Origin of the sequence: Collinsella aerofaciens (assembly GCF_002736145.1) — a bacterium.
Classification (GTDB): Bacteria; Actinomycetota; Coriobacteriia; order Coriobacteriales; family Coriobacteriaceae; genus Collinsella; species Collinsella aerofaciens_A.
Genome location: NZ_CP024160.1, coordinates 1,799,389 through 1,823,483, shown reverse-complemented (window position 1 = coordinate 1,823,483; position 24,095 = coordinate 1,799,389). Strand labels below are relative to the sequence as shown.

General features: G+C 61.1%; 23 protein-coding genes. 7 read left to right on the top strand and 16 right to left on the bottom strand.

Annotated features, from left to right (window positions below; translation table 11 throughout):
• Positions 1–50 precede the first annotated feature (50 nt).
• A complete protein-coding gene (locus CSV91_RS07975) occupies positions 51–803 on the bottom strand; it encodes an NAD-dependent protein deacylase (protein ID WP_099432447.1) in 753 nt (250 codons plus the stop codon).
• Between the two features lie 135 nt (positions 804–938).
• Between CSV91_RS07975 and CSV91_RS07970 the strand changes: the two genes are divergently transcribed.
• Entirely contained in the window at positions 939–1,757 is an 819-nt protein-coding gene (locus CSV91_RS07970) for an exodeoxyribonuclease III (RefSeq protein ID WP_099432446.1), read from the top strand.
• A 286-nt stretch (positions 1,758–2,043) separates the two neighbouring features.
• On the opposite strand, the gene CSV91_RS07965 is transcribed toward CSV91_RS07970, so the two are convergent.
• The 5 genes from CSV91_RS07965 to CSV91_RS07945 form a co-directional block, all read right to left on the bottom strand.
• Positions 2,044–2,742 carry a DUF6580 family putative transport protein gene (locus CSV91_RS07965; protein WP_232049591.1) on the bottom strand — a complete coding sequence of 233 codons (699 nt, stop codon included), beginning with the start codon at positions 2,740–2,742 and terminating at the stop codon, positions 2,044–2,046.
• A 125-nt stretch (positions 2,743–2,867) separates the two neighbouring features.
• Entirely contained in the window at positions 2,868–3,329 is a 462-nt protein-coding gene (locus CSV91_RS07960) for a hypothetical protein (RefSeq protein ID WP_147579400.1), read from the bottom strand.
• A 55-nt stretch (positions 3,330–3,384) separates the two neighbouring features.
• Positions 3,385–4,566 carry an MFS transporter gene (locus CSV91_RS07955; RefSeq protein ID WP_147579399.1) on the bottom strand — a complete coding sequence of 394 codons (1,182 nt, stop codon included), beginning with the start codon at positions 4,564–4,566 and terminating at the stop codon, positions 3,385–3,387.
• Between the two features lie 14 nt (positions 4,567–4,580).
• Positions 4,581–6,227: an amidohydrolase gene (locus CSV91_RS07950; protein ID WP_099432442.1), complete on the bottom strand. Its 1,647-nt coding sequence runs from the start codon at positions 6,225–6,227 to the stop codon at positions 4,581–4,583.
• A gap of 2 nt (positions 6,228–6,229) precedes the next feature.
• Positions 6,230–7,441 (bottom strand): MFS transporter, encoded by a 1,212-nt coding sequence (locus CSV91_RS07945; RefSeq protein ID WP_157758014.1) that lies wholly within the window; start codon positions 7,439–7,441, stop codon positions 6,230–6,232.
• 200 nt (positions 7,442–7,641) lie between these two features.
• On the opposite strand from CSV91_RS07945, the gene CSV91_RS07940 reads away from it, so the two are divergent.
• Positions 7,642–8,424, top strand: coding sequence for a helix-turn-helix transcriptional regulator (locus CSV91_RS07940; RefSeq protein WP_099432440.1), 783 nt, complete (start codon positions 7,642–7,644; stop codon positions 8,422–8,424).
• A 26-nt stretch (positions 8,425–8,450) separates the two neighbouring features.
• Here the strand turns inward: CSV91_RS07940 and CSV91_RS07935 are convergent, their stop codons facing one another.
• Positions 8,451–9,962 carry an ABC transporter ATP-binding protein gene (locus CSV91_RS07935; protein WP_099432439.1) on the bottom strand — a complete coding sequence of 504 codons (1,512 nt, stop codon included), beginning with the start codon at positions 9,960–9,962 and terminating at the stop codon, positions 8,451–8,453.
• A complete protein-coding gene (locus CSV91_RS07930) occupies positions 9,962–10,948 on the bottom strand; it encodes an energy-coupling factor transporter transmembrane component T (protein WP_232049590.1) in 987 nt (328 codons plus the stop codon). Before CSV91_RS07930 ends, CSV91_RS07935 begins: the two co-directional genes overlap by 1 nt.
• Positions 10,949–11,044: 96 nt before the next feature.
• On the opposite strand from CSV91_RS07930, the gene glmU reads away from it, so the two are divergent.
• The 5 genes from glmU to gltA all read left to right on the top strand — a co-directional run bounded on the left by glmU (position 11,045) and on the right by gltA (position 17,114).
• On the top strand, positions 11,045–12,457 hold the full coding sequence (glmU, locus tag CSV91_RS07925) for a bifunctional UDP-N-acetylglucosamine diphosphorylase/glucosamine-1-phosphate N-acetyltransferase GlmU (RefSeq protein ID WP_099432438.1): 1,413 nt from the start codon (positions 11,045–11,047) through the stop codon (positions 12,455–12,457).
• A 193-nt stretch (positions 12,458–12,650) separates the two neighbouring features.
• Positions 12,651–13,637 carry a ribose-phosphate diphosphokinase gene (locus tag CSV91_RS07920; protein WP_089573682.1) on the top strand — a complete coding sequence of 329 codons (987 nt, stop codon included), beginning with the start codon at positions 12,651–12,653 and terminating at the stop codon, positions 13,635–13,637.
• Positions 13,638–13,861: 224 nt separating this feature from the next.
• A complete protein-coding gene (pth, locus tag CSV91_RS07915) occupies positions 13,862–14,491 on the top strand; it encodes an aminoacyl-tRNA hydrolase (RefSeq protein ID WP_172622468.1) in 630 nt (209 codons plus the stop codon).
• 383 nt (positions 14,492–14,874) lie between these two features.
• Positions 14,875–15,714 (top strand): sulfide/dihydroorotate dehydrogenase-like FAD/NAD-binding protein, encoded by an 840-nt coding sequence (locus CSV91_RS07910; RefSeq protein ID WP_006235793.1) that lies wholly within the window; start codon positions 14,875–14,877, stop codon positions 15,712–15,714.
• Positions 15,705–17,114 carry an NADPH-dependent glutamate synthase gene (gene gltA, locus CSV91_RS07905; RefSeq protein WP_022094914.1) on the top strand — a complete coding sequence of 470 codons (1,410 nt, stop codon included), beginning with the start codon at positions 15,705–15,707 and terminating at the stop codon, positions 17,112–17,114. The genes CSV91_RS07910 and gltA overlap by 10 nt, the downstream gene beginning before the upstream one ends.
• A 461-nt stretch (positions 17,115–17,575) precedes the next feature.
• On the opposite strand, the gene CSV91_RS07900 is transcribed toward gltA, so the two are convergent.
• The 8 genes from CSV91_RS07900 to CSV91_RS07865 all read right to left on the bottom strand — a co-directional run bounded on the left by CSV91_RS07900 (position 17,576) and on the right by CSV91_RS07865 (position 24,001).
• On the bottom strand, positions 17,576–18,199 hold the full coding sequence (locus CSV91_RS07900; RefSeq protein ID WP_055251542.1) for a cytidylate kinase-like family protein: 624 nt from the start codon (positions 18,197–18,199) through the stop codon (positions 17,576–17,578).
• Positions 18,200–18,370: 171 nt separating this feature from the next.
• Positions 18,371–19,009 (bottom strand): amino acid ABC transporter permease, encoded by a 639-nt coding sequence (locus CSV91_RS07895; protein WP_055285379.1) that lies wholly within the window; start codon positions 19,007–19,009, stop codon positions 18,371–18,373.
• A 3-nt stretch (positions 19,010–19,012) separates the two neighbouring features.
• Positions 19,013–19,759: an amino acid ABC transporter permease gene (locus CSV91_RS07890; RefSeq protein ID WP_099432437.1), complete on the bottom strand. Its 747-nt coding sequence runs from the start codon at positions 19,757–19,759 to the stop codon at positions 19,013–19,015.
• A gap of 25 nt (positions 19,760–19,784) precedes the next feature.
• Complete coding sequence (locus tag CSV91_RS07885) at positions 19,785–20,660, bottom strand: transporter substrate-binding domain-containing protein (protein WP_099432436.1); 876 nt, start codon at positions 20,658–20,660, stop codon at positions 19,785–19,787.
• An 8-nt stretch (positions 20,661–20,668) separates the two neighbouring features.
• Positions 20,669–21,400: an amino acid ABC transporter ATP-binding protein gene (locus CSV91_RS07880; protein WP_055251548.1), complete on the bottom strand. Its 732-nt coding sequence runs from the start codon at positions 21,398–21,400 to the stop codon at positions 20,669–20,671.
• Between the two features lie 247 nt (positions 21,401–21,647).
• Positions 21,648–22,091 carry a GatB/YqeY domain-containing protein gene (locus CSV91_RS07875; RefSeq protein WP_006235801.1) on the bottom strand — a complete coding sequence of 148 codons (444 nt, stop codon included), beginning with the start codon at positions 22,089–22,091 and terminating at the stop codon, positions 21,648–21,650.
• Positions 22,092–22,145: 54 nt separating this feature from the next.
• Positions 22,146–23,366, bottom strand: a complete 1,221-nt coding sequence (locus CSV91_RS07870) for a peptidylprolyl isomerase (protein ID WP_099432435.1) — start codon at positions 23,364–23,366, stop codon at positions 22,146–22,148.
• Between the two features lie 170 nt (positions 23,367–23,536).
• Entirely contained in the window at positions 23,537–24,001 is a 465-nt protein-coding gene (locus CSV91_RS07865) for a PTS sugar transporter subunit IIA (RefSeq protein WP_099432434.1), read from the bottom strand.
• Positions 24,002–24,095: the final 94 nt, after the last annotated feature.

Here is a 24,095-nt window from a genome sequence, read left to right as displayed (position 1 = left end):
CGGCGGGGTCGCTTTGCACTCAGTCTTTCTATTGTATCCGCGCGCGCGGGCTAGAACGCAAACGCGGCCGCGATGTCGCAAGAAATCAGCAGGTCGGCATTTGCATCCTGATCGGTGGGAGCAAGGTTGCATATGGCCAGCGTATCGCCGGTAAAGTATCGCGTAAGGCCTGCCGCCGGATACACCACGAGCGAGGTCCCGCCTACAATGAGGGCATCGGCCGCGGCGATGGCGGCAACGGCACCGGTCAACACATGCTCGTTGAGCGGCTCCTCGTAGAGCACCACATCGGGCTTGATGCGACCACCGCACGCGGGGCACACGGGCACGCCCGCGGCGTCCTCGTGCTCGCGCGAGCAAATCCACTCGGCGCTATAGACCGCTCCGCACGACTGGCAAATGTTGCGATGGACCGATCCGTGCAACTCAAACACGCGCTGCGAGCCCGCCATCTGATGCAAGCCGTCGATGTTTTGCGTCACCACAGCATCAAGCTTGCCGGCGCGCTCCAGCTCGGCCAGCTTGGTGTGGCAGCGGTTGGGCTTAGCGTTAAGCGCGATCATCTTGGTGCGGTAAAAGTCGAAGAACTCCGCCGAATGTGTCTCGTAAAAGCTGTGCGAGAGCATGGTCTCGGGCGGATAGGCAAACTGCTGGTGATACAGGCCGTCCACGCTGCGAAAATCGGGAATGCCGCTTGCCGTGGAAACACCAGCGCCGCCAAAGAACACCACGCGCTCGTGGGTATTGAACAGCTCCGCCAGCGCGGCGGAGGCCTGCCTGGGGTCCGATATTGCCTGCGTCATATGAGTCCTCCGTCCTTGTTAGTCGGGCAGCGTTGGGCGACGTCCCAACATGCGGCCTTTAAGTCAGCATGCGCGGAGCCCACCCCGCCCCTGTTGCGCTAATCTTAAGCCTGCCAACCCCGTCGAAAGGACACCATGCCTCAGACTTACACTTTCGCCTCGTGGAACGTCAACGGCCTGCGCGCCGTGCTCAAAAAGGACCCGAGCTTTATCCAGATCGCACAAGAACTCGACGTCGATATCCTGGCGCTGCAAGAGACCAAGCTGCAAGAAGGCCAGGTCGATATTGACCTGCCCGGCTATCACCAAACCTGGAGCTACGCCGAGCGTAAAGGCTATTCGGGCACCGCGGTCTTTAGCCGCCAGGAACCACTGCGCGTGCTGCACGCCGACGCGCTGCTACCCTACGCCGGCGAGGGTGAGGCGGCCGCACTCGTCGCCCAAGCCGTAACCGAGGGCCGCGTCTGCGCGCTCGAGTTCGGCAAGTTTTGGTTTGTCGACGTCTATACGCCCAACGCCCAAAATGAACTCGCCCGCATCGACGTGCGCATGGCCTGGGACGATGCTTACCGCGGCTTTTTGAACGCGCTCGAGCGCGAGACCGGCAAACCCGTCGTGACCTGCGGCGACTTTAACGTGGCGCACGAGGAGATCGACCTTAAGAACCCCAAGTCCAACCGCGGCAACGCGGGCTTTTCGGACGAGGAGCGCGGCAAGTTCACCGAGCTACTCAACGCCGGCTTTACCGATACCTGGCGCACGGCAAACCCCGACGTCGAGGGCGTCTACAGCTGGTGGAGCTATCGCTTTAATGCCCGCAAGAACAACGCAGGCTGGCGCATCGACTACTTCCTGGTAAGCGACGCAATCGCCGACAACGTACGCGACACCGGTATCCGCGGCGACATCTTTGGCAGCGACCACTGCCCCGTCACCCTTACGTTGGAGCTCTAACTCCAGCTGATCCCCTGGGGACGGAGGGAAACGGATCATTTTGGCTCTCCGAGGGCTGCGATGCCCGTCATTATTAGTCGGCCTGCGCAAAACTATGCCGGTTTACGGGGCTGAATCGCGAACCCCCAACCATACGCAATTCCGAGATAATAAAACCGCAGGTGAACGGCTTGCTCTATTTCGAAAAAGCCGGCATGGTCTGCCTGCGCCAATCTAGCCCCGTAAACCGGCATAGTTTTGAAATGGCACTTCGGCAGTATTGATTCCCGCCCCGACGCAACCAGCCCTACAGCCCGTATTTCACGACGACACGGTTAATGCGACGGAACCAAGGCTTGTACAAGGCGGCCAAAAACACGCAGGTCGCAAGGCCGTGCGTAATATCGAACGGCACTGCCGTGGCAAGACGCGCCACGGCACCCGCCCAAGTAAGCGGCTGTACAAAACCAATGATGTCATACGCGTTGATCACGACGCCATAGAGCAGGCCCGACGCAAAGCCGTACGCCAGCAGTGCTGGCATGCGCACGGTGCCGTCGGCGCGGTCGAACGCACCCGCATGCGCCAGCGCGCCGCCAACATAGCCAACCAGGCCCCAGGCATACATCTGCCACGGCGTCCACATGCCCTGTCCAAAAAAGAAATTGCTGGTCAGCGCCGCCAGCGCGCCAACCATAAAACCATTGCGGCGCCCGAGCGTCGCCCCCGCGATAATGGCGATGGCGCTCACCGGTTTAAAGTCGGGAATGGGACCGAACAAGATGCGCCCCGCCGCGGCCAACGCCGCCAACACCAGCGTGGGCATAATCTGGCGCAGGCCCGGGCGCGACGCCTCGTAACCCGCAAAGAACAGCACAAGCACCAACGCCACGACAACGAGCATGGCAAGCGCCGCGTGCTCAATACCCGCCGGCAGCGCAGCAGCCATCACCACCGGCACCGCCAGGAGCAGCGGGATCTCCATATGTTGCAACGCACGCGACAACGGCAGCCTCCATCAGACAAATGCCCGTACATGGTAGCACGCGTAAAAAAAGAAGCCGACCAGTCCCCCGGTCGGCCCCGACAGCCATTCGTCTGTTATACCCGCTGCACAAGCGGCACCAAGCTCTATTCGCCCGTCACCTTAGCGGCAAGCGCCGCGGCAAAGGGGTCAAACAGCAAGCCGCCCACAACAACAAACGCCCAGCCACCCGTCACAAGACGTGCCCAGCGCGAAAAATAAGGCATGCCATTGACCACGCCAAAGCCCGTCTGAAAAGCAATCTCAAACAGTCCGATAAGGCAAAAGAGCAGCGTAGCGCCCACAACGGTTCCGCAGACACGCGCGCCGGGAGTACCTGGCTCAAAGCCAAAAAACTCGACGCACATGCCGACGGTTTTACCAAAGAGCGGCATAAAGCTCACAATTTGCGCAATGGCAATGGCTAGGGCAAGCTGTCCCCAAAAGCCCGTGACGCCTTGAAAATCGAGTGCGGCTTTTCCCTCGATAATCGGCAAAAACGAACACATGAGCAGAGGGTTGACGATGCCATTGAGGATCGTCACGACGGTGCTCTTTTTCAACGTCAAGTAAATCAACTCCTAGTATTGTGCCAACCGGCATCGAACAAACGGGGGCGTGGCACTACGTAAGCGAATCGGGCGAGGGCAGAAGCGGAGACGCCAGCGCCGTGGCGCCAAACAGAACGGCGCATCCCAAAAGAAGCGTTTCGTAGCTCTCGCCAATGCAGCAAGAAAGCACCACGGGAATCAAAAACGTCAATCCCAGCGAGACGGTACTCACCACACCGCCGGCGCTTCCCGCAAGGCCATCGCGCACGCCGGGAAGCATGTACGGCAGCGACTGGACGACGGGCCCGGCAACGGCGCTCGCGATGCCGATCGCAAACATCAGCCCTATCGAAGACGTGGAAATAAAGGCTTCCCCAGCCCACATGAGCACGCCTCCGGCGACCGCCGACAAAGCCATAAATGCACGGTAGTCCTTAAACTGCGCGCGCATATAGGGGCCGACCACGCTCCCGACAATCGATCCGAGGGTTACAAACGAAGCCAGGACTCCAGCGGTTTGCGGCTCGATCGAAACCTCGAGCGCCGATACCAAATAACCGGAGTACGCCGTAGCCGACGCGAGGGCGACTCCAAGTAGCACCGCCACAAGCCAAATCATCGGCATCTTGGCCACCGTTCCAAAAGCGCCCGCCATCGGCACGGAGTCACCGGCGCCGCCATCGCTTGCTGCACGCACGGCGTCCGCCGACGGCGCGACAAGCAGCCACAGCAGCCCAAATACCGCAAACAAGACAGCGGCGAGCACGTATGCCTGCCCAGCCGCCGCAAAGAGAGGAGACGTCGCAAGCGAGCAGGCAATGCCGGCGGAGCCCGCCGCATAAAACCACCCCATGGCGCGATCGGTGTCATCGCCAAAAGCAGGTCCCAACACCTTCAACGCAATGGCGTTGATGACGCAGGGCGCCGCGCCCAGCAGCATGCTCGCTGCAAACAGCGTCGCAAACGAGGAACACGCGACGCGCGCGACCGCCGCGGCCGCAGAAACCGCCGATGCGAAAAACACGAGCGCCTTCACGCCGCGACGATCGGCACAAACGCCTGCCGGCATACCAAACACCACGGCAGGAATAAACGGGGCAAACAGGACAGCCGAAAACTCGGCAGACGACAACCGCAGGCTCGACACAACCATGTGCGCCAACCCCGACACCTGGTACTGCGCGTAGTTGGCGGCAAACACGACGCCGCACACCACAAACAGCAACGCGTACTTCTCGACCGTCCCTTTGCTCACGTCAATCACCCTAACTATGCCTCGTCCTTGCGATAGACAATACGCCCATCGAATATGGTCGTCTCGACCTCCAGCTCGCGAAGCGCCATCGGGTCCATCTCAAACGGGTTACCCGACAGGATAACGATGTCGGCCAGCTTGCCGGCGGCAAGACTGCCCAGACGGCGCTCGAAACCCTCGACATAGGCGGAGCCGAGCGTATGCGCCTGGAGCGTCTCGCCAAGCGTCAGCGCGTTCTCGCGGAAATAGCCTTCCGCCGGATGCCCATCGAACTCGCTGCGCGTCACCGCGGCATATACGGTGTCGATGGGATCGATCGACATGACCGCAGGCCAGTCGGTACCAAGGCCCAGATGGATTCCGCCGTCGGCCTCCTCCCGGTAGCGCCACATATGGCTCATGCGCTCCTCGCCGAGCGAGCCCTCGTACACGCCCTGCCCAAGGCCTCCAATGGGATGCTGCGGCTGAATCGCGGCGTTGATGCCCAGGCGCTTCATACGCGCAATGTCCTCAAACTGCAGGTTGTCGGTGTGCTCGATGGCAAAACGCGTCCCCTTGTCGCCGCACGCCTCCTCGGCGCGCTCGACGGCATCGATGATCATCGTGGCCGAGGCATCGCCAATGGCATGGATGCGAACGTCAAAGCCGTTCTTATCGGCCTCGAGCACCATGCGGTCGAGCGTCTCTTGGTTGCACGCCGGCTCGCCGCGGAAGCCCTTGCCCATGGGGGCGTTGAGATACGGCTCGTGCATGTATGCCGTATAGGCCTCGGGGCAGCCGTCCAGGATGTACTTAAGGCCCGCCATGCGCACGCGCTCGCCATGATGGCGCGCCCTCAGAGCCTGCGACTCCGCCATGGGAGCATCGAGCGCAGAGTAATAGCTAATGCGCAGCGTGCTGAGGTCCTCGTTTGCCAGTCGGTCGTAAATGTCGTACACGCCGGGCGTAGTCACGCCCAGGGGATGCATGTCGCCGATCGAAGTGATGCCGAGCCTGTTAAACTTGCGCATCGACTTGAGCAGCGAAGCATCGAGGTCCGGCTTGTTGAGCACCACATCGAGCAGAATGTTCGTCGCCTGGGGCTCGGACAGAAAACCGTTGGGCTCGCCGTTGTCAAAGTGGCGGATGAGGCCGCCCTCGGGCGTCGGGGTGTTACGGTCGATGCCGACCGCTTTGAGCGCGGCGGTATTGCACCAAACCACGTGCATCGAAAAGTCCGAAAGCACAATCGGGCGATCGATGTCGAGTGCATCGAGGCTACGACAGTCGGGATCAGTCGGATCCTCCCATGCGGGCGAATACCAGCCCTGGCCGTAGATCCACGGGTTGTCGGGGTGCTCGGCGGCAAACTTCGCCACGGCATCGACGCAGGCCTGCTCGCTCGGCAAGAACATCAAATCGCAGCAGAAGTCCTCGTCTTTCTGGATGGAGCCGAGCGCAAAGTGCATGTGCGAATCGTTGAATCCGGGCATGACCAGCTTGTTGCCCGCATCGATCACCTCGGTATCGGGACCGACAAACGGCTGCACCTTGTCGGGTGCGCCCACGGCGACGATCTCGTTGCCGCGAACCGCGACGCATCCCGCATGGGGCTCAAGCTCCTCGGCCGTAAACAGCGCCGTCGTCTTAATGACGATGTCGGCAGGAACCACCGCCTCCATGATTACTCGCCGTCCTTAGCGGCGGCAGCCTGCATAGCCTTGCGGCCGAGCTCGGGCAGGAAGAAGACCGGCACCACGGAAAGCAGGAAGCAGAGGCTCTCGAGGCCCATGTTCATGGTGTAGTCGGCGCCGGCGACAGCGGAGATGCCGATGGGCAGGAAGTAGCTCATGAGCAGGGAGATGGTGCCAACGATGCCGCCAGCGGAACCGGCGTACGTGTCGCCGATCTCGGGGAGCAGAACCGGCATGGACTGCATGATCGGACCGTTGATGGCGGTGAAGAAGCCGTTGGTGACCAGGATCGCCCACAGCAGGAAGCCGACGGGGGTGTACCACGTCACGAACATCGAGACAGCGCCGATGAGCGTGGTGACGATGAGGAAGCCCTTGAACTTGCCAAGCTTGTCGCAGAAAGCAGGTCCCACGATGCAGCCGAAGAAGCTGCCGACGGTGACGATGGCGGCCATGAAGCCGGCGGTAGCGGCATCGATGCCCTTGCCGAGCTGGAGCGCCTGGGGCAGGAAGCCGGCATAGGCAGTGGTGGAGGCGAGGCCAAAGCCAACGCCGATGGAGATCAGCCACACGCCGGGGCTCTTGATGGCGACCTTGAGGTAGTCGAGCACGGGCTCGGGCTCGGGAAGCGGCTGACCCTCGGGCACGTCACGGTCGAGTACGATCCAAAGGACCCAGGAGATGGTCATGGCGACAGCGGCAACCATGTAGGAGTTGAAAACGCTGCCGAACATGCCGGCGCAGATCTGGGCGACGACGATGGCGACGCACGAAGCGGCGTAGAACAAGCCCATGGCAAAGCCGGTCTGCTCGCGGAACCACGTGCCGAGCACCTTGATGAGGTTGGCGTTGAGCGCCGAGATGCCCATGCCGATCAGGAACATCGACACCATCTGCATCGTGAACGAGTCGAGCGTAAAGCAGCGGAGGAAGCCGCCGGCAACCGAAATTGCGGTGCAGACCGCAACGACCTTCTTGGAACCGATGCGGTCACCGAGGGCGCCCAGCGGAATCGAGAAGAAGACAGCAGTAAGCATGGGGACGAGGAACAGCATCGAGAAGCCGACGGTATCGATGTTGAGCATCGGCATGACCTCGACGGCGAGCGCCGAGACCTGGTACTGCATGTAGTTAGCCATAAAGCACAGCAAGCAAACGACCGAAACGATCGCCCAGCGCCATGAAGGAAGCTTCTCTTCCATGATGACTCCTTTGGTTAGTCGAGTATTCAGACAGCTTGGAGAGCCGGGCCCTGGCTCTTCGGTGCCCACATTTTGCGATTGACCCTTCACCGAAACCATTCGGCATCCGGCTTATCATCATGCGAAAAAAGGAGTAGTATCACTACGCTAAATAGCTAAAGCGCCAGCTTAAACCCTACGCAATTTCATCGGAGGTCATCTTGAGCTTTCTGTCCGATTCCGAGTGGCTCTGCTTAAACGATCTTGTGCTTTCGATTAATTCCATCGACAACGACCGAGAATTCCGGTCGACCATCCTCAAGAAGTTGCGTTTTCTTATCCCCTACGAGTCGGCAGCGTTTTTCCTGAGCGATCTTTCCAAAGACCTCGTTTCCACCCCGCAGGAATGGAAGACGCGCGTCTTTCTCGACCCGCTCGGCATCGACGTCCCCGCCGGGATGCTCGAGCGCTACACCGAAGAGTACTGGCAACAGGATATGATCGTCGCGCATCGCAACCTCACGCGCTCGACGGTGCTGCGCGAATCCGACCAGCTCAGCCCCGGCGATATCGAGAGTAGCTATATGAAGGACTACCTTGGCGGCCGTCATGTCGTCAACGTGAGTTTCTTTAACGATGAGGGCTTTTTGGGATCGCTCAATCTCAATCGCAAAAAAGAGGAAGGCGACTTCACCGACCGCGAAGTCCAGATTCTGGAGCTGGTCGAGCCCCACCTTACCAATCGCCTATCCAAATGGCGCGTCCGGGCCGACCGCAGCTCATCTGAGGTGGTGTTCGCCCATGACTACGATGTCTCGGCGCGCGAAATCGACGTATGCCGCTGTGTGCTATCGGGCATGGACAACGCGGCCATTGCCGAAGAGCTCTGTATCAGCACCGGCACCGTTAAAAAGCACCTGGAGAATATCTTTCGAAAGACGCGGGTCAACAGCCGCGTTGGGCTCATGGCGCTCCTTCAGCAGTACACGGCACTCAAACAGTAAGCCCAAGCGCGGCGGCGTCGATGCACCTACGCCCTATAAAACACGTTGTCGGCAAAGAAGTCGGCCGGCGGCTCCATGCAGGCAATCTCACCGTCGAACATCATGGCAATGTCATCGGCAACCTGCTCGGCAAAATCCAGATCGTGCGTGGTCATGATGACGGTGCCGCCAGACTTCGCATGGTCACGCAGAGCGCGAGCGATGATGCGGCGGCTGGCCAGGTCTAGACCCTTGGTGGGCTCATCGAGCAATAGCAGCTCGGGGCCGATCAGCAGCAGCTTTGCCAACGCAAGCAGTTGACGCTGCCCGCCCGAAAGATCGTACGGGTGGCACCCATCCAAGCCCGACAGCCCCAGGCTCGCCGCGCGCTCCCGCGCCGCAGCCTCGTCATATCCGCAGGTCGAAGCCCATTCCATCAGCTCGTCGCGCACCGTCTCGGCAACCAGCAACGCCTTGGGATTCTGAGGCAGCAGCGCTGCCGAGGCCGCCCCGCGCTCCATATGCCCACGCTGTAACTTGACCGTCTTGGCCAGCACCGAAAGCATTGTCGACTTGCCGCAGCCGTTACCGCCAACAACCGCATGCACCGCGCCAGCCGAGAACGCCGCATCGAGTCCGCGCAGCACCCAACCGGACGCCCGATCGTAGCGAAACCAGCCCCCTGTCAGGGTGGTAGCCGACCCAGCGTGCATTTTTGGGAGTATTCGGCATCCACCGACGCTGATGAAAACTCCGTTTTTTGCACGCCGCGAGGCGCCCCACCCCGACACCTCGCCAGAAAACAACCCTTCACGATGCCCCAAGGAGGCAATGTCAGCCACCTCGCACACGCGCCCGCCTTCAATCCGGTACGCGCACGTCGCATACTCGAGCATCGGGCGCGGCTGATGCGTTGCCACGACCACCGTGCAGCCCAACTCGCGATTCACGCGAAACAGCGCGTGCAGAAAATTCTTCTCCGCAACCGGATCAAGCTGAGACGTGGGCTCGTCGAGCAGCAACATGCGCGGGCGCAGCGCCAGAACGGCCGCCAACGACAGCAGCTGTTTGCGACCGCCCGAAAGCGTGTCGGTATCACGGTGGAGCCAATCCTCTAGCCCAAAGAAATAGCTGGTCTCGGCAACGCGACGGTGTATCTCGTCGCGCGACATGCCCAGATTTTCCAAGCCAAACGCCATCTCGTGCCACACGGTCTCGCACACGATTTGGTTCTCGGGGTCTTGAAACACGTAGCCCACGCGCTCCGCCGATGCCCGCACACCCATGTCGGCGATGGACTCACCCAGCACGCGCAGCTCGCCAGAGCGCGTACCCGTCGGCGCGATCTCGGGTTTGAGCAGCGAGAGCAGCGTCGACTTGCCTGAACCGGTACCACCAACAAGCAGCGCAAACGCGCCCTGGGGAACAGACCATTCAAGACCGTCGAGCACCGGCGCCTCAGCCCCGGGGTAGATAAAGCTCAGGCCTCGCGCCTCAATCGCCGGCGCATCAGAGTCGCACGCTATGTCCGTCGCCGAGCGGCCATCCAACCGAGCCATCAGCCAAACCTCTTCTCGTCAATCGCGTGCAGCACGCAGGGCAGCACCATCCAGGCCGCGTATACAACATAGCCTGGCCACGGCGCCGGCGCCGATAGCTGCGGGTAAAACGAATACTGCGTCGTCGCGGTCCACGCCGCTGCCGCCGTGGCCACGCCAAACAGCGCAAGCCCAACCAGCGCGGCAACATCGCCGCGCCCCAGCCGATACCGCGCGTACGTCGTGCGACGCGTCGCGGCGCCCCACCCACGGGAGCGCATGGCGTCCGCGCGCTCCAGCGAATCTTCCATGCCCCAGCCCATCAACACGCTCGATGCGCGCAAACGCGAACGCACGGGGTCGGCGGGCGCGCGACCAGGCACATCAATCGCATCCTGCACCGCCAGTACCGTACGCCCGCGGCGCAAAAACTGCGGGATAAGCCGCATGCACATCGAGATCATGAGCGCAATCACCGGCGCGGCGTTACCCAAAAGCGCAAGCACCTTGTCGTAGCCAAGCATCGATGCCGCAGCCTCAAACCACAGCACGCTCGCCACAAACAGCCCGCCCATGCACAGGCCGTATACCATGCTCTCCAGATACACCGCGCGCATGCCAATACGGAACAGCTCCGTCGAGCCCGAGGCGCTAAACAGTGGATTGAGCACCGCGATGATCAAAATCACCGGCAGCTGCCAGCGAAGCGCCCCCAACGTGCGCGCGACGCCGCGCGTCGCAAGCCCGTACGCCAGCCCGCCCGCAAGCGACAGCGCAATCAGCACCGGCTGCATCGAGAACATGGTGAGCCCCAACGTCAGCACCATGTAGAGCGCCGGCACCACCGGATGCGACATCGAAAATGCCGCGACGGGCTCGTTGCCCGATTCCTCTCGCATGATGTCCACGGGCACCCCCATCCCTCGCTCAAACGCCAACGCCGCAGCGCCGCCGCCATGCACAACCAGCGCAAATGCCACGCCGGCGGCAGCGACATCGGCCGTCACGCGTCAATCGTTACGCGCTCAACATATGCCTGCGGTATCATATTGCGCCGTGTATCGTTTCCAAACACACGTCTCTATAACGTAACAGGAGATCACATGGACGCAACCGCAATTATCCTCGCTGCCGGCGAGGGCACCCGCATGAAGTCGAACCACTGCAAGGTTTCGCACAAGATCCTGGGTAAGCCCATGGTCCAGTGGATCGTCGACGCTACCATCAAGGCCGGCTGCAGCCGCGTCGTGGTTGTCATCGGCAGCCACGCCGACGAGATGCGCGCCCTCATCGACGGCGCCTACGCCAACAGCGCCACCAAGGTCGAGTGCGTCGAGCAGACCGAGCGTCTGGGCACCGGTCACGCCGTGAAGGTCGCGCTCGAGGCCTGTGGCATCACGCAAGGCCCCGTCGTGGTGCTCAACGGCGACCTGCCGCTCATCACCGCCGACACCGTCGCCAAGTTCGCGCAGACCGTCGCCACCGGCGAGCTCGCCTGCACCGTCATGACCATGACCCCGCCCGATCCTTTCGGCTACGGCCGCATCAAGCTGGGCGCCGACGGTCAGATCGAGCGCATCATCGAGCAGAAGGACTGCACGCCCGAGCAGGCCGCCACGCTGCTGGAGTGCAACGCCGGCTGCTACGCCTTTGACGGCGCGCAGCTCGCCGCCCACATTAACGAGATCGGCAACGACAACGCGCAATCCGAGTACTACCTGCCCGACATGCTCGAGATCCTCAAAGGCCACGGCCAGGCTGTTTCCATCTTCCACTGCGACGACTACCGCGACGGCCTGGGCGTCAACAGCCGCATCCAGCTCGCACAGCTCACCGCCATCGCGCGCGACCGCATCAACGAGCACTGGATGGCCGAGGGCGTTACCTTCATCGACCCCACGCAGGCCTGGATCGGCCCCGATGCCACCATCGGCCGCGATACCGTCGTGTGGCCGCAGACGCACCTGATCGGCCACGTCACCGTGGGCGAGGAGTGCCAGCTCGGCCCCAACAGCCGCCTCACCGACACCACCGTCGGCAGCGGCTGCACCATCGATGAGACCATCGCCATCGAGGCCGTCATCGAGAACGGCGTCGACTGCGGCCCGCGCGCCTACCTGCGCCCGGGCACCCACATGCTCGACGGCTCCAAGGCCGGCACGCACGTGGAGATCAAGAAGTCCACGATCGGCGAGGGCTCCAAGGTGCCGCACCTGTCCTACATCGGCGACACCACCATGGGTTCCGGCGTCAACGTGGGCGCGGGCTCTATCACCTGCAACTACGACGGCGTGCACAAGCACAAGACCGTCATCGGCAAGGACGCCTTCATCGGCTCCGACACCATGATGGTCGCGCCCGCTCAGATCGGCGACGGCGCGCTCGTTGCCGCCGGCTCTGTCATCACCGAGCCGGTCCCGGCCGACGCACTCGGTCTGGGCCGCGCCCGTCAGGTAAATATTGAGGGCTGGGCCGCCGATTATCGCCGCCGTCTGCACGAGGACGACGAGGTATAACGTTTTACCAAGCACGAAAGGAGCTGTTCCCATGGGGACGGCTCCTTTTTCTATCGTGACCTGCGCGACCGGATGAGTGGTCGGTTCGTGTCCGTTGACGGTAAAGACGTTATCAAGACTCGATAGACCCCGTCGCGCGGTTACAATGCAACAAGGCATCTATATGGCATTCGATGTATAAAGGAGAAGGGTAATGCCGATTAATGATCCCGAGAAGTCGGAGAATATGCGCAAGTCCATCCGCGTGTATTCCGGTTCCTCCAACCGTCCCCTCGCTCAGAAGATTGCTGAGTACCTTGGGGTCGAGCTTTCGGGCCTTACGCTAAAGCAGTTCGCCAATGGTGAGATTTACGCCCGCTACGACGAGACCGTCCGCGGCGCCGACGTCTTCCTGATTCAGTCCGTGGCCGGCGGCAACGTCAACGACATGCTCATGGAGCTGCTCATCGCCACCGACGCTGCCAAGCGCGCATCCGCCCGCTCCATCACCGCCGTTATCACCCACTACGGCTATGCCCGCCAGGACCGCAAGGCCGGCCCGCGTGAGCCCATCACCGCCCGCCTCGTCGCCAACCTGCTCGAGCGCGCCGGCGTCAACCGCATCATCACCCTCGACCTGCACCAGGGCCAGATCCAGGGCTTCTTCGATATCCCGGTTAACCACCTGTCCGCACTGCCGCTGTTTGGCCAGTACTACAACGACATGCACTTCGACACCGACAACCTGGTTGTCGTCTCCCCCGACGTGGGTCGCGCCAAGGCCGCCAAGAAGCTGTCCGACATGCTCGGCTGCGACCTGGCCATCGCCCACAAGGGCCGTCCGCGCCACAACGCCGCCGAGGTCATGGGCATCATCGGTGACATCAAGGGCAAGACCTGCATCATCAACGACGACATGATCGACACCGCTGGCACCCTGTGCGCCAACGTCAAGGAGCTCAAGGCTATGGGCGCCGGCGACATCTACGTCTGCGCCACCCACGGCATCTTCTCCGGTCCGGCCATCGAGCGTCTGAACGACGCCCCCATCGTCGAGTGCGTCGTCACCGATGCCATTCCCGTCGAGGTCGGCGGCAAGATCAAGACCATCTCGGTCGCCGAGGAGTTCGCTCAGGCCATCTCCGCCGTTTACCACGAGGAGCCCGTCTCCACGCTCGTCGGCGGCGACTTCGCGCTGTAGTCGCATCGTCCTTGCAACCCGGCGCATCGCCGTCGGAACAGAAGAAACCCCCGCGCTCCCCCTTGCTTCGCAAAGGTCGCGCGGGGGTTTCTTCTGTTCCGACGGCTCGCTCTGCCGCGGCTGCGCTTTTGTCTGGTGGGATTTCGCTGAAACGAAGTCTCGCCTTCGGCGGGCGTGGTAGCCTTTGTCGTTGATTAAACTTTTTATGTAACGGAAGGACAAATATGGCAGCTGCACAGCCGCTTAAGATTCGCATGGTTGCCGGGCTTGGCAACCCGGGCGAGGAATATGCCGAGACCCGCCACAACGCCGGCTTTAAGGCGATCGATGAGCTGGCCCGTCAGGCCGGTGTCACGTACTGGAAAAACCAGGCCGGCGCCGAGGTCGCACTCATCAACATCAACGATCCCGAGGAAGAGGGTGGCAAGCGCCAGATCGTGCTGGTCAAGCCGCAGTCGTACATGAACACCTCGGGCGGCCCCATCTCCAAGCTCTGCCGCGAGTACAAGATCAAGGCCGAGGAGCTGCTCGTGATTCACGACGAGCTCGACATTCCCGCCGGCGACGTGCGCGTCAAGGTGGGCGGTGGCCACGCCGGCCACAACGGCCTGCGCTCCATCATCGACAAGATGGGCAGCCGCGACTTTAGTCGCATCCGCACCGGTATCGGCAACCCTCCCGGCAAGACGGCCGTGGCAGATTACGTGCTCAAGCAGCTACGCGCCCGCGAGGCCGAGGACTTCCAGAACACCTGCGCCCGCGCCGCAGATGCCGCCGGTCTGGCCATCGTCCACGGCGTAATCTACGCCCGCGATCACGTAAACGGCGCCGCTTCCGCCAACGGCAAGCACTAAAACCTACTATTTAGGGACAGGTTTATTTTGGCAGGTTTTATCTACGGAAACGCCCCGGTGGCCGCATCGCAATAAACCCCGCACTGCCATACACACATAGAGCCCCAAAGGGGGCCGGCCTCATCACAACCTGAGGCCGGCCCCCCTTGCCGTTTTGCCTGATAAAACCGACCAAAATAAGCCTGTCCCTATTTGGCAGGTCGAAGTGGATAAACCGGATAAACCCTTTTCCCGCCTGCCAAAGATACACGTAAGCGACATTGCCATGAGGGTATAATTTGCACCGTATGTCTGCACAACGCCTGTGCGCGTACGGTTTTATTCGGGCTACCGTCCATTTCCGTGGAGGCACGGTTCGGCGGCCCTAACAAGAGAGGGGTTCTATGTATAAGATCCTGGAGAAGACGCAGTTCTCGGAGAAGGTGTTCAAGTTCCGCATCGAGGCGCCTGCAATCGCCAAACATGCGCACGCTGGACAGTTCCTCATGGTTCGCGCCAACGAGACGGGCGAGCGCGTCCCGTTTACCCTGGCCGGCTGGAACGGTGACGAGGGCTGGGTCGAGTTCATCTTCATGGTGATCGGCAAGACCACCGAGATGCTGTCCACCTACGAGGCCGGCGAGTCGCTGCGCGACGTCGTGGGCCCGCTGGGCGTTCCCACCGAGATGGCCGAGGGCCCCTGCGCCGTCATTGGCGGCGGCGTCGGCCTGGCAATTGCCTTCCCGGTCGCCAAGCACCTGGTCGAGACCGGTCACGAGGTGCACGCCATCATGGGCGCCCGCACCAAGGACCTCCTGCTCATGGAGGACCAGTTCCGCGAGCTCCTCGACGAGGACCACATCCATATCACCACCGATGACGGCTCCTACGGCGAGCAGGGCGTTGTCACCGCTCCGCTGGAGCGCCTGCTGCAGGACAAGGCCGTGAGCCAGGTCTTCTGCGTCGGCCCCGTTCCGATGATGAAGTTCTCGACCCTCACCGCCCAGAAGTACGACACCCCCATCACCGCGTCCCTCAACCCCATCATGGTTGACGGCACCGGCATGTGCGGCTGCTGCCGCGTCGAGGTGGGCGGCGTGACCAAGTTCGCTTGCGTCGACGGCCCCGACTTCGATGCCACCCTGGTCGACTGGGATGACCTTCGTGCCCGCCAGGCCGCTTACCGTTCCGAAGAGGGCGAGTCCCTCAAGGCCTATGAGGAAAAGAGCTGCGCATGCCACTAGTTAACGGTCGTTTCGTTGCCGATATGAAGTCGCCCCGCACCCCCGATAACGAGGAGCCGGCTGCCGAGCGCGCCTGCGACTTCCGCCCCGTCGACAAGGGCTTCACCGAGGAGATGGCGCTGGCCGAGGCCGAGCGCTGCCTCAACTGCAAGAAGCCGTTCTGTGTTGAGGGCTGCCCCGTCAACATCAACATTCCCCGCTTTATCGAGCAGATCCGCGCGAAGGACTTCGGCGGCGCTCTCGATACCATCCGCGAGGACTCCATGCTTCCCGCCATCTGCGGTCGCGTCTGCCCGCAGGAGAACCAGTGCGAGGGCAAGTGCATCCGTGGTAAGAAGTCCGAGCCCGTGGCCATCGGCCAGCTCGAGCGCTTCCTGGGTGATCGCCCCGAGCTCGCCTCCACGCCCAAGATGGCCCCCAAGAACGGCAAGAAGGTCGCCGTCGTCGGCTCCGGCCCGTCCGGCATCACCTGCGCCGGCGAGCTCGCCCGTAACGGCTTTGACGTTACCGTCTTTGAGGCCTTCTTCACCGGCGGCGGCGTGCTGGTCTACGGCATCCCCGAGTTCCGTCTGCCCAAGGCAGTCGTCAAGCGCGAGATTGACGGCCTTGAGGACATGGGCGTCAAGTTTGAGTACAACTCCGTCGTGGGCAACATGGCCACGGCCGAGGAGCTGTTCGAGCAGGGCTTCGACGCCATCTACGTGGCGACCGGCGCCGGCCTGCCCAAGTTCCTCAACGTCCCCGGCGAGAACCTGCCCAACGTCTTCTTCGCTAACGAGTACCTCACCCGCGTGAACCTGATGAAGGCCAACAAGTTCCCCGAGTACGACACCCCCACCAAGCATGGCAAGAACGTCGTCGTCTTTGGTGGCGGCAACGTGGCTATGGACGCTGTCCGTACCGCCAAGCGCCTGGGCGCCGAGCACGCCATCATCGCCTACCGTCGTACCGAGGACGAGATGCCTTGCCGTCGCGCCGAGCTGCACCATGCTAAGGCCGAGGGCGTCGAGGTTCTGCCGCTCGTCTCCCCGCTCGAGTTTGTCGCCGGCGAGGACGGCTCCGTGTGCGCCGTCAAGGTCCAGAAGATGGAGCTCGGCGAGCCCGACGAGTCCGGCCGTCGTCGCCCGGTGCCCATCGAGGGCGCCATCGAGGAGATCCCCTGCGACGTCGCGATCTCGGCTATCGGCACCAACGCCAACCCCTTCGCAAAGAAGATCGGCGGCAAGATGGAGCTCAACAAGTGGGGCTACATCGTCGCCGACGAGGAGACCGGCCAGACCACCGATCCCCGCATCTGGGCCGGCGGCGACATCGTCACCGGTGCCGCTACGGTCATTCTGGCGATGGGCGCTGGCAAGAAGGCCGCCGCTTCCATCACCAAGAGCCTGCTGGGCGAGTAATCACCTGCAGCGCTAGCCACCAAACGGAAAAGTCCCCGTCGAGCACGCGCCCGGCGGGGACTTTTTCTATGCCGACCGTCCAAACCACCACGATGGGGACAGGCACCTTTGTGGTGGCTTGGGGCTTGTCTGGTCGTTTTGTCTCAATCTGTAACAGCTGGAGTCCGTTGAGCCTTGCAGTTGTTACAGATCGAGATATTGTGCCGGCCGCCCACGCTGCATCTCAATCTGTAACAGTTAGAGACCAAATATGCCGCCTGATGTTACAGATCAAGACGTTGGGCTGACGGCCGAACGATTCATCTAAATCTGTAACAGTTAGAGCCATTTTCGCTGGCTTGGTGTTACAGATCGAGATTTTGCAAAAGCCGAGGATAGGCACTGCCGCCAAGGCCTTCCCCTCGGCCTAAAACAAAAACCACCACAAAGGTGCCTGTCCCCTTTGTGGTGGTTTTGATCGGCTAGCCTTCGAGCTGGGCCACTTTGTAGCGGTAGGCAGCGGCGATAACGTCTTTGCAGCCCTCGCGGCCCAGCTTGGCGCGGTTGACGACGATGTCTTTACCGCTCGTCATTTTCCACTTGCCGGCACTGTAGCGCTTGTAAAATGCCTCTCGCGCCTTCTGCTGCTGCTTGACCAGCTTGGCGCCCTTCTTTTTGTTAAGGCCGCGCTTCTTGCGCACGATCTCGACGCGGTCCTCAAAGGGTGCGGTCACCAACACGGCAATGTGGTTGGGGTTGTTACGCAGCAGGTAATCGGACAGGCGGCCTTCGATAATGCAGCTCTCGGTCTCGCCCAGGTCCAAAATCACCTGGCTCATCTTTTGGAACAACTTGTCCGAGTACGAACGCGCATCGTAGCGGTCGGGCAGGAACGCCATGTTCTCCACAGCCAGACGCTCGTCGTAGGCGGCCATCTTATCGAGCGACTCGCCCGCGCGCAGCGACGCACGTACCAGCAGCTCGTTATCGTACAGCGGAATCCCCAACTCGTCGGCAAGCATGCGGCCAATCTCGTGGCCCTCGGCGCCAAAGTCGCGCGCGATGGTAATGACCACAGGATTCTTCTTATTCTCCAGATCGCTCATCGCGATTCCTTTCTAACAAATGAGAAATAGGCGATTCCTGATTCCCATTTTGTCACTTACGACCGTCCTGGTTTCCCAAGTGCGGCAGATTGCCCCGAAAGAGGAGCGCCGCGTACTAAATGTACGCAAGCGACGATTGAGGGGTAAGGTGCCGTGCTTGGGGAAGCAGGACTATGCGGCCACAATGCGGCGTTGATACGCCCTCACCAGCAGCGAGATACCAAAGTTGAGCACAAAGTACATCGCAAACACCAGGCCGTAGAGCATAAGCACCTGCGACAGATCGATCGCGTGGGCCATCACGACGTTTGCCGTGTACATGAGCTCGGCCACGTTAATGCCCGAAAGATACGAGCTGTCCTTGATGACGGTCGTGCACTGGCTAAACAGCGCCGGAATGATCGTCTTAAACGTCTGCGGCAGAATGATGTAGCGCATGGTGGCAAAGAAGCCAAAGCCCTGGCTCTGCGCTGCCTCAAACTGGCCGCGCGGAATCGAGTTGAGGCCTCCGCGCACAATCTCGGCCATAACAGCGCTGGTAAACAGCGTAAAGGCGATGGTCGAAATCACAATGTCCAAACCCTGCACCGTAAAGTAGATAAACAGAATCCACAGCAGGTTCGGCGTGCAACGGAACAGCTCGATATAGGCGCTCACCAAAATACGGAACGGGCGGGGCGCATAGCTTTTAACGAGCGCCAGCACCGTGCCAAAGATGAGCGAGAAAAAGATCGACAGCGCCGAGATCTCTATGGTCTTAACAAAGCCGCCCCAAATGTAGAGCAGGTTGGTCGCGTTGAAGATTTCCATGCGCTAGGCCTCCTCTACGTTGTCGAGCCCCAGCTCGGCCAGGCTCACGCCGCGCGGACGCTCCTTGGAGCGGCGCTCGAGCCACTGCGCCAGCATGGCGAGCGGAAAGCAGATGATGAAGTACATAAGGCAGCAGACGATGTATCCCTGCAGATAACCGTACAGACTCACAAAGTTGTCGGAACGGTACATAAGGTCGCCGCCGGCCACAAGCGCCAGCACCGACGTGTTCTTGACCAGGTTGAGCGCCTGGTTACACAGCGGCGGCAGAATGATCTTGAACGTCTGGGGCAGCACGATGTACCAGTACGCCTGCGCACGGGTGAAGCCCTGGCTCTGGGCCGCCTCCATCTGACCGCGCGGAACCGCCTCGATACCGGTGCGGATGACCTCCGAAATGTAGGCCGCGTGATACAGGCCCACGCCCAAGAAGCCCAGCACGAACGGCGCGATGCGCACCGGCTGGTCGGCACCGGTTATGGCCTGCAAAAACTGCGGACCGGCCATGTACATAAAGAGCACCTGCACGGGCAACGGGGTGTTCTGGTAAAACTCCACGTACACGCGGCTTATGGCGCGCAGTACGCGCGAACGAGTGGTAGAGAACACGCCCAGCAGCGTACCCAGCACCAGTGACAGCAACAGACCGGCAACGACCACCTGTAGCGTCACGCCAAAGCCCTCCCAGAAGGGCCCCATGTTTTGAAATGTCGTCGACCAACGGTCGGCGTCAAATAATCCTTCGAGCATTTGATTCCTTCCTTGGACGATGCGCCTATACAAGACCCCAGGTCTTGACCTCTTGGTCGAGCCAGCCATCGGCCAGGCGATCGCAAATCACCTGATCGACCACAGCCGAAAGGTCGCAGCCCTTCTTGGTCGCCACGCCGTAGCCCTGCTCGCCAAACTTGACCTCGGGCTGCAACAGCTCAACGGTCTCGTTCATGTAGCCGGCCAGCGTGGAGCGGTCCATGGCAAAGACGTCGATATTGCCGGCGTCGAGCGAACTCTTGATGATGGGGTAGCCGCTAAAGGCCCTAAACTCGGGCTTGCAGCTAAAGCCGTTGTCCTTGATCATCTGCTCGATCAGGCCCTGCGTGGTAGCACCCTGGCTCACGCCAATGACCTTGCCGTCCAGGTCCTCAATCGAGGTAAAGCCCGAACGCTTCTTGACCATGAGTCCCACGTAGTCGGTGCGGTACGGCGTCGAGAAATCCCAGCTCTTCTTGCGCTCGTCGGTGATGGTGTAGGTCGCCGCGACCACGTCAAGTTGGCCGTTATCGATCAGCGGGCCGCGTGTCTTGGGCGTTACGTCGGTAAACTCGACAAGCTCCTGGGCACGGGCGTCCTTGTAGCTCACGCCAAAGACGGCAGCGGCGATCTGGTAGCACAAATCGACTTCCATGCCCTCAAAGCGGCCCTTGGCGGTGTCGTAATAGCCGTAACCGGGAACGTCCTTCTTAACGCCGGCATTCAGATGGCCACGCGACTTAATGGCCGCAAGCTTGGACCCCTTGTCGGAGCCCTCGCCGCTGGTAGAGTTGCCGCAACCGGTAAGCGCGGTCCCCGTCAGCGCAAGCATGCCGGCGCCAGCCAGCTGCAAAAAGTGACGGCGCGACACGGCCGCCCTCGTCATATCCGTCATGTCCATCACCGCGCCTAGTGCAGAATCTTGGACAGGAACTCGCGGCAGCGCGGGTTCTCGGGGTTATCGAAGAAGTGCTCGGGCGTGCCCTCCTCCAGAATGCGGCCGTCCTCCATAAAGATGACGCGGTCGGCCACCTGGCGCGCAAAGCCCATCTCATGCGTCACGCAGATCATGGTGATGTCCTCCTGCGCGAGCTCAATCATAACGTCCAGAACCTCCTGGACCATCTCGGGGTCGAGCGCCGAGGTCGGCTCGTCAAACAGGATGATGGGCTGCTTGGTGCACAGGGCACGAGCGATGGCAATGCGCTGCTGCTGACCGCCCGAGAGGTTCTGCGGATACTCGCCAGCCTTATGCGCCATGCCGACGCGCTTGAGCGCGGCGATGGCGATCTCGGTCGCCTCCTCCTTGCTCTTCTTTTGCAGCTTGATGGGCGCGAGCGTCAGGTTGCCCAGCACCGTCATGTTGGGATACAGGTTGAACTGCTGAAACACCATGGAGCTATACTTGCGAGCCATCTCCAGGTGATTCTTTTTGGTGAGCGGTGTGCCGTCGATGATGACCTCGCCCGACGTGGGCTCCTCAAGATAATCGACGCAGCGGATGAGTGTCGACTTGCCCGAGCCGGAAGGCCCGATCATTACGAGCTTCTCGCCGCGCTTGACGGTGAGATTGATATCTTTGAGCACATGCAGGTCGCCAAAGTACTTGTTGAGATGCTTGATCTCGATCATGTCTGCCATGAATGTCCCTTCCCTGCGTTTACACGAGTTGAACTATTGTACGGAAAGAACCACGTTTCCGCAGCCCACACTACATTCCCGTAAAGAACCCGCAACCTTCCGCCCACTCATTGGGGACAGACTTAAATGAGTACCTACTCATTGGGCACTCATTTAAGTCTGTCCCCAATGAGTGCCCAGCCTAGCAAAAAGGGGCGCGACCGCAATGGTCACGCCCCTTCGACATCAACTATGTACCGCTAGGCCCCTATGCGAGTTTGGCTCCGACGATCTTTGCCGCGGCCGGCTTATCGAAGTTGCCGCCGGTGGCCTTGCCGAGTGCACCCATAACCTGGCCCATCTGCTTCTTGGACGTGGCGCCCAGCTCGGCGATAACCTGCTCGATCAGGGCCTCGAGCTCCTCGCCCGAAACCTGCGCGGGCAGCAGGCTCTCCAGAATCTTGACCTGCTCGGTCAGGTTGTCGGTACGCTCCTGGTCGGTGCCGGCCTTGATGGACATCTCCAGCGTCTCGCTCGTCTGCTTGATCAGACGCTTGATCATGCTGTTGACGTCTTCCTCGGTCACATCGCGGCGCTCGTTAACCTCGATATTCTTCACCTCGGCCTTGACCTGGCGAATGATGGACAGGCGAACCTTGTCCTTGGCCTTCATGGCCGCGATCATTTCCTTCTGCAGCTCTTCGTTGGTCATCTGCAAATCCTCTCTAATAGCGTGGGCGGCACTCGCGCGAGCACCGCCCCATGATTACTCAGTCGTCGACGAATCGTCGGTCGAACTCTTGGTGACGCCCTTCAGGCTGACGTTGTATGGCACGTCTTTGGGCATGGGATTGACGGTGATGTCGGCATCCTTCTTGTACTGCTCTAGCCACTCGCTGTACGCGGTGCTGGCCGCCTGCGTCTTCACCACGTTGGAAACGTACTTCTTGATGGCCTTGGGCACCTGGTTGATGTCATCAACCTGATTATCGACATGGAAGTAGTCGGTGCATTTGATGACATGGTAACCGTACGTCGACTCGACCACGTCGCTCACATCGCCCTTGTTGAGCCCCTCGAGCGCCGTCTGGTAGCTGTCGACAAAGGTGGTGAGCTTATCCCAGCCCACATCGCCCTTCTTCTCCTTGGAACCGGTGTCCTCGGAGTACTGCTCAACGGCGTCCTCAAAGCTCAGCTCACCGGAGTTAATCTTGTCCAGGCACTCCTGCGCCTTGGCCTTGGCGGCAGCCTTGTCCTCGTCGGAAGCGTCGGAATCAACCTTGATCAGGATGTTCGACGAGCGGCGGGCGTCATTGTAGCTGGACAGGTTTTCGTTGATGTAATCGACAATCTCGCTGTCCTTGGGCTTGCTCGTGGGCGCGACGGCATCCTTAAGTTTCTGCTGCGCCAGACTCTCCTTGAGCGAGTCCTTGTAGGTGTCCTCGGTATAGCCGTAGGTCTTGAGGGTCTTCTTAAAGGCCTTGGCACCGCCCGCGCTCTTGCACGCGTCCTTCCAAGCCTTCTCGACCTCCTCATCCGACACCGTCACGCCGTTCTCCTTCTGTGCCTGTTGAAGCAGAATCTGCTGTGTGTAGGAGTCGATGAGTTGCTTGCGGTACTTCTTGGGAGTGAGGTCGTTGTCAACCAGATACTGCGCCCAATCCTCATCCTTGGTGTAGCCGTAGGACGTGCGCATGCTCATGATCTGCTTGGTCACGGTGTCCTCGGTGAGGTTGGTACCGTTGATAGTAGCAGCAACGCCGCCGGTCAGCTTGTAGCCCGAGGTGTCCTCGGCCTGCGACATAAGGCCGGAGCACGCCATCGCCGAGACGGAAAGCAGCATCGCCAGCACGCCGATGACCACCAGAACGATCTTGACGGTCTTAGACACGTACGTCTTGCGCTGCTTCTTGCGAGAGCTGGAGGCAGCGCGGGCCTGCTGCTCGGGCGTCGGCGCGGCCTCGGAGTTCTTTTTCTTATTTGCCATAGTTGGCCTTTCGCATAACGAATCGAACAAACGCCATTGTGTCACAACGCAGCCCCCGCGGCACGCTTGGTGCATTGGGGACAGGTTAATCTGCACCATTTTGGTGCAAAGGGGACAGCTCTGGCAGCCGGCAGTTAGGGACAGTCCCCAAGTGCCGACTCAGCCCCACCTTAGAAGTGGCGGCGGATGGCGTCGACCATGCCCTGGGGCGTGGTCTGGCCGAGCACGTCGGCTGCGGCATCGGCGTCCATAAAGATGTTCATGAGCGCCTGCAGGGCCTCGACCTGGCCGCCCGGCTCGGCAATACCCAGATTGATGACGATCTGCGCCGGCACCGGAGCGCCCATGCCAGCCATAGCGTTAAATGTCACGGACGCGGCGGGCTTCACCACCGCGATATAGGGCTTGGCCACAAACCCCGGATCGGTATGCGGAATGGCAATGTTTGCCGCCGGCATGGCAAGACCCGTGGGATAGGCATCCTCGCGCGTGCGAACGGCGTCGAGCCAACCGGACGCAATGTAGCCACGTGGTGCAAGCTCGCCCTCGAGCCGCGCAAACACCTCATCCGGCGTTGCACACTCCCAATCAAAAAACACCAGCTCAGGCGTAAACAGCGCTTCGTTATCCGCCATGCGCTCACCTCTCTCATCTAGTCACCTGCGACGTTCTTGAATGACCAGTCGTTAAAGACCGTTCCCGATGACTACCCAAAACAAAAGGTGGCCA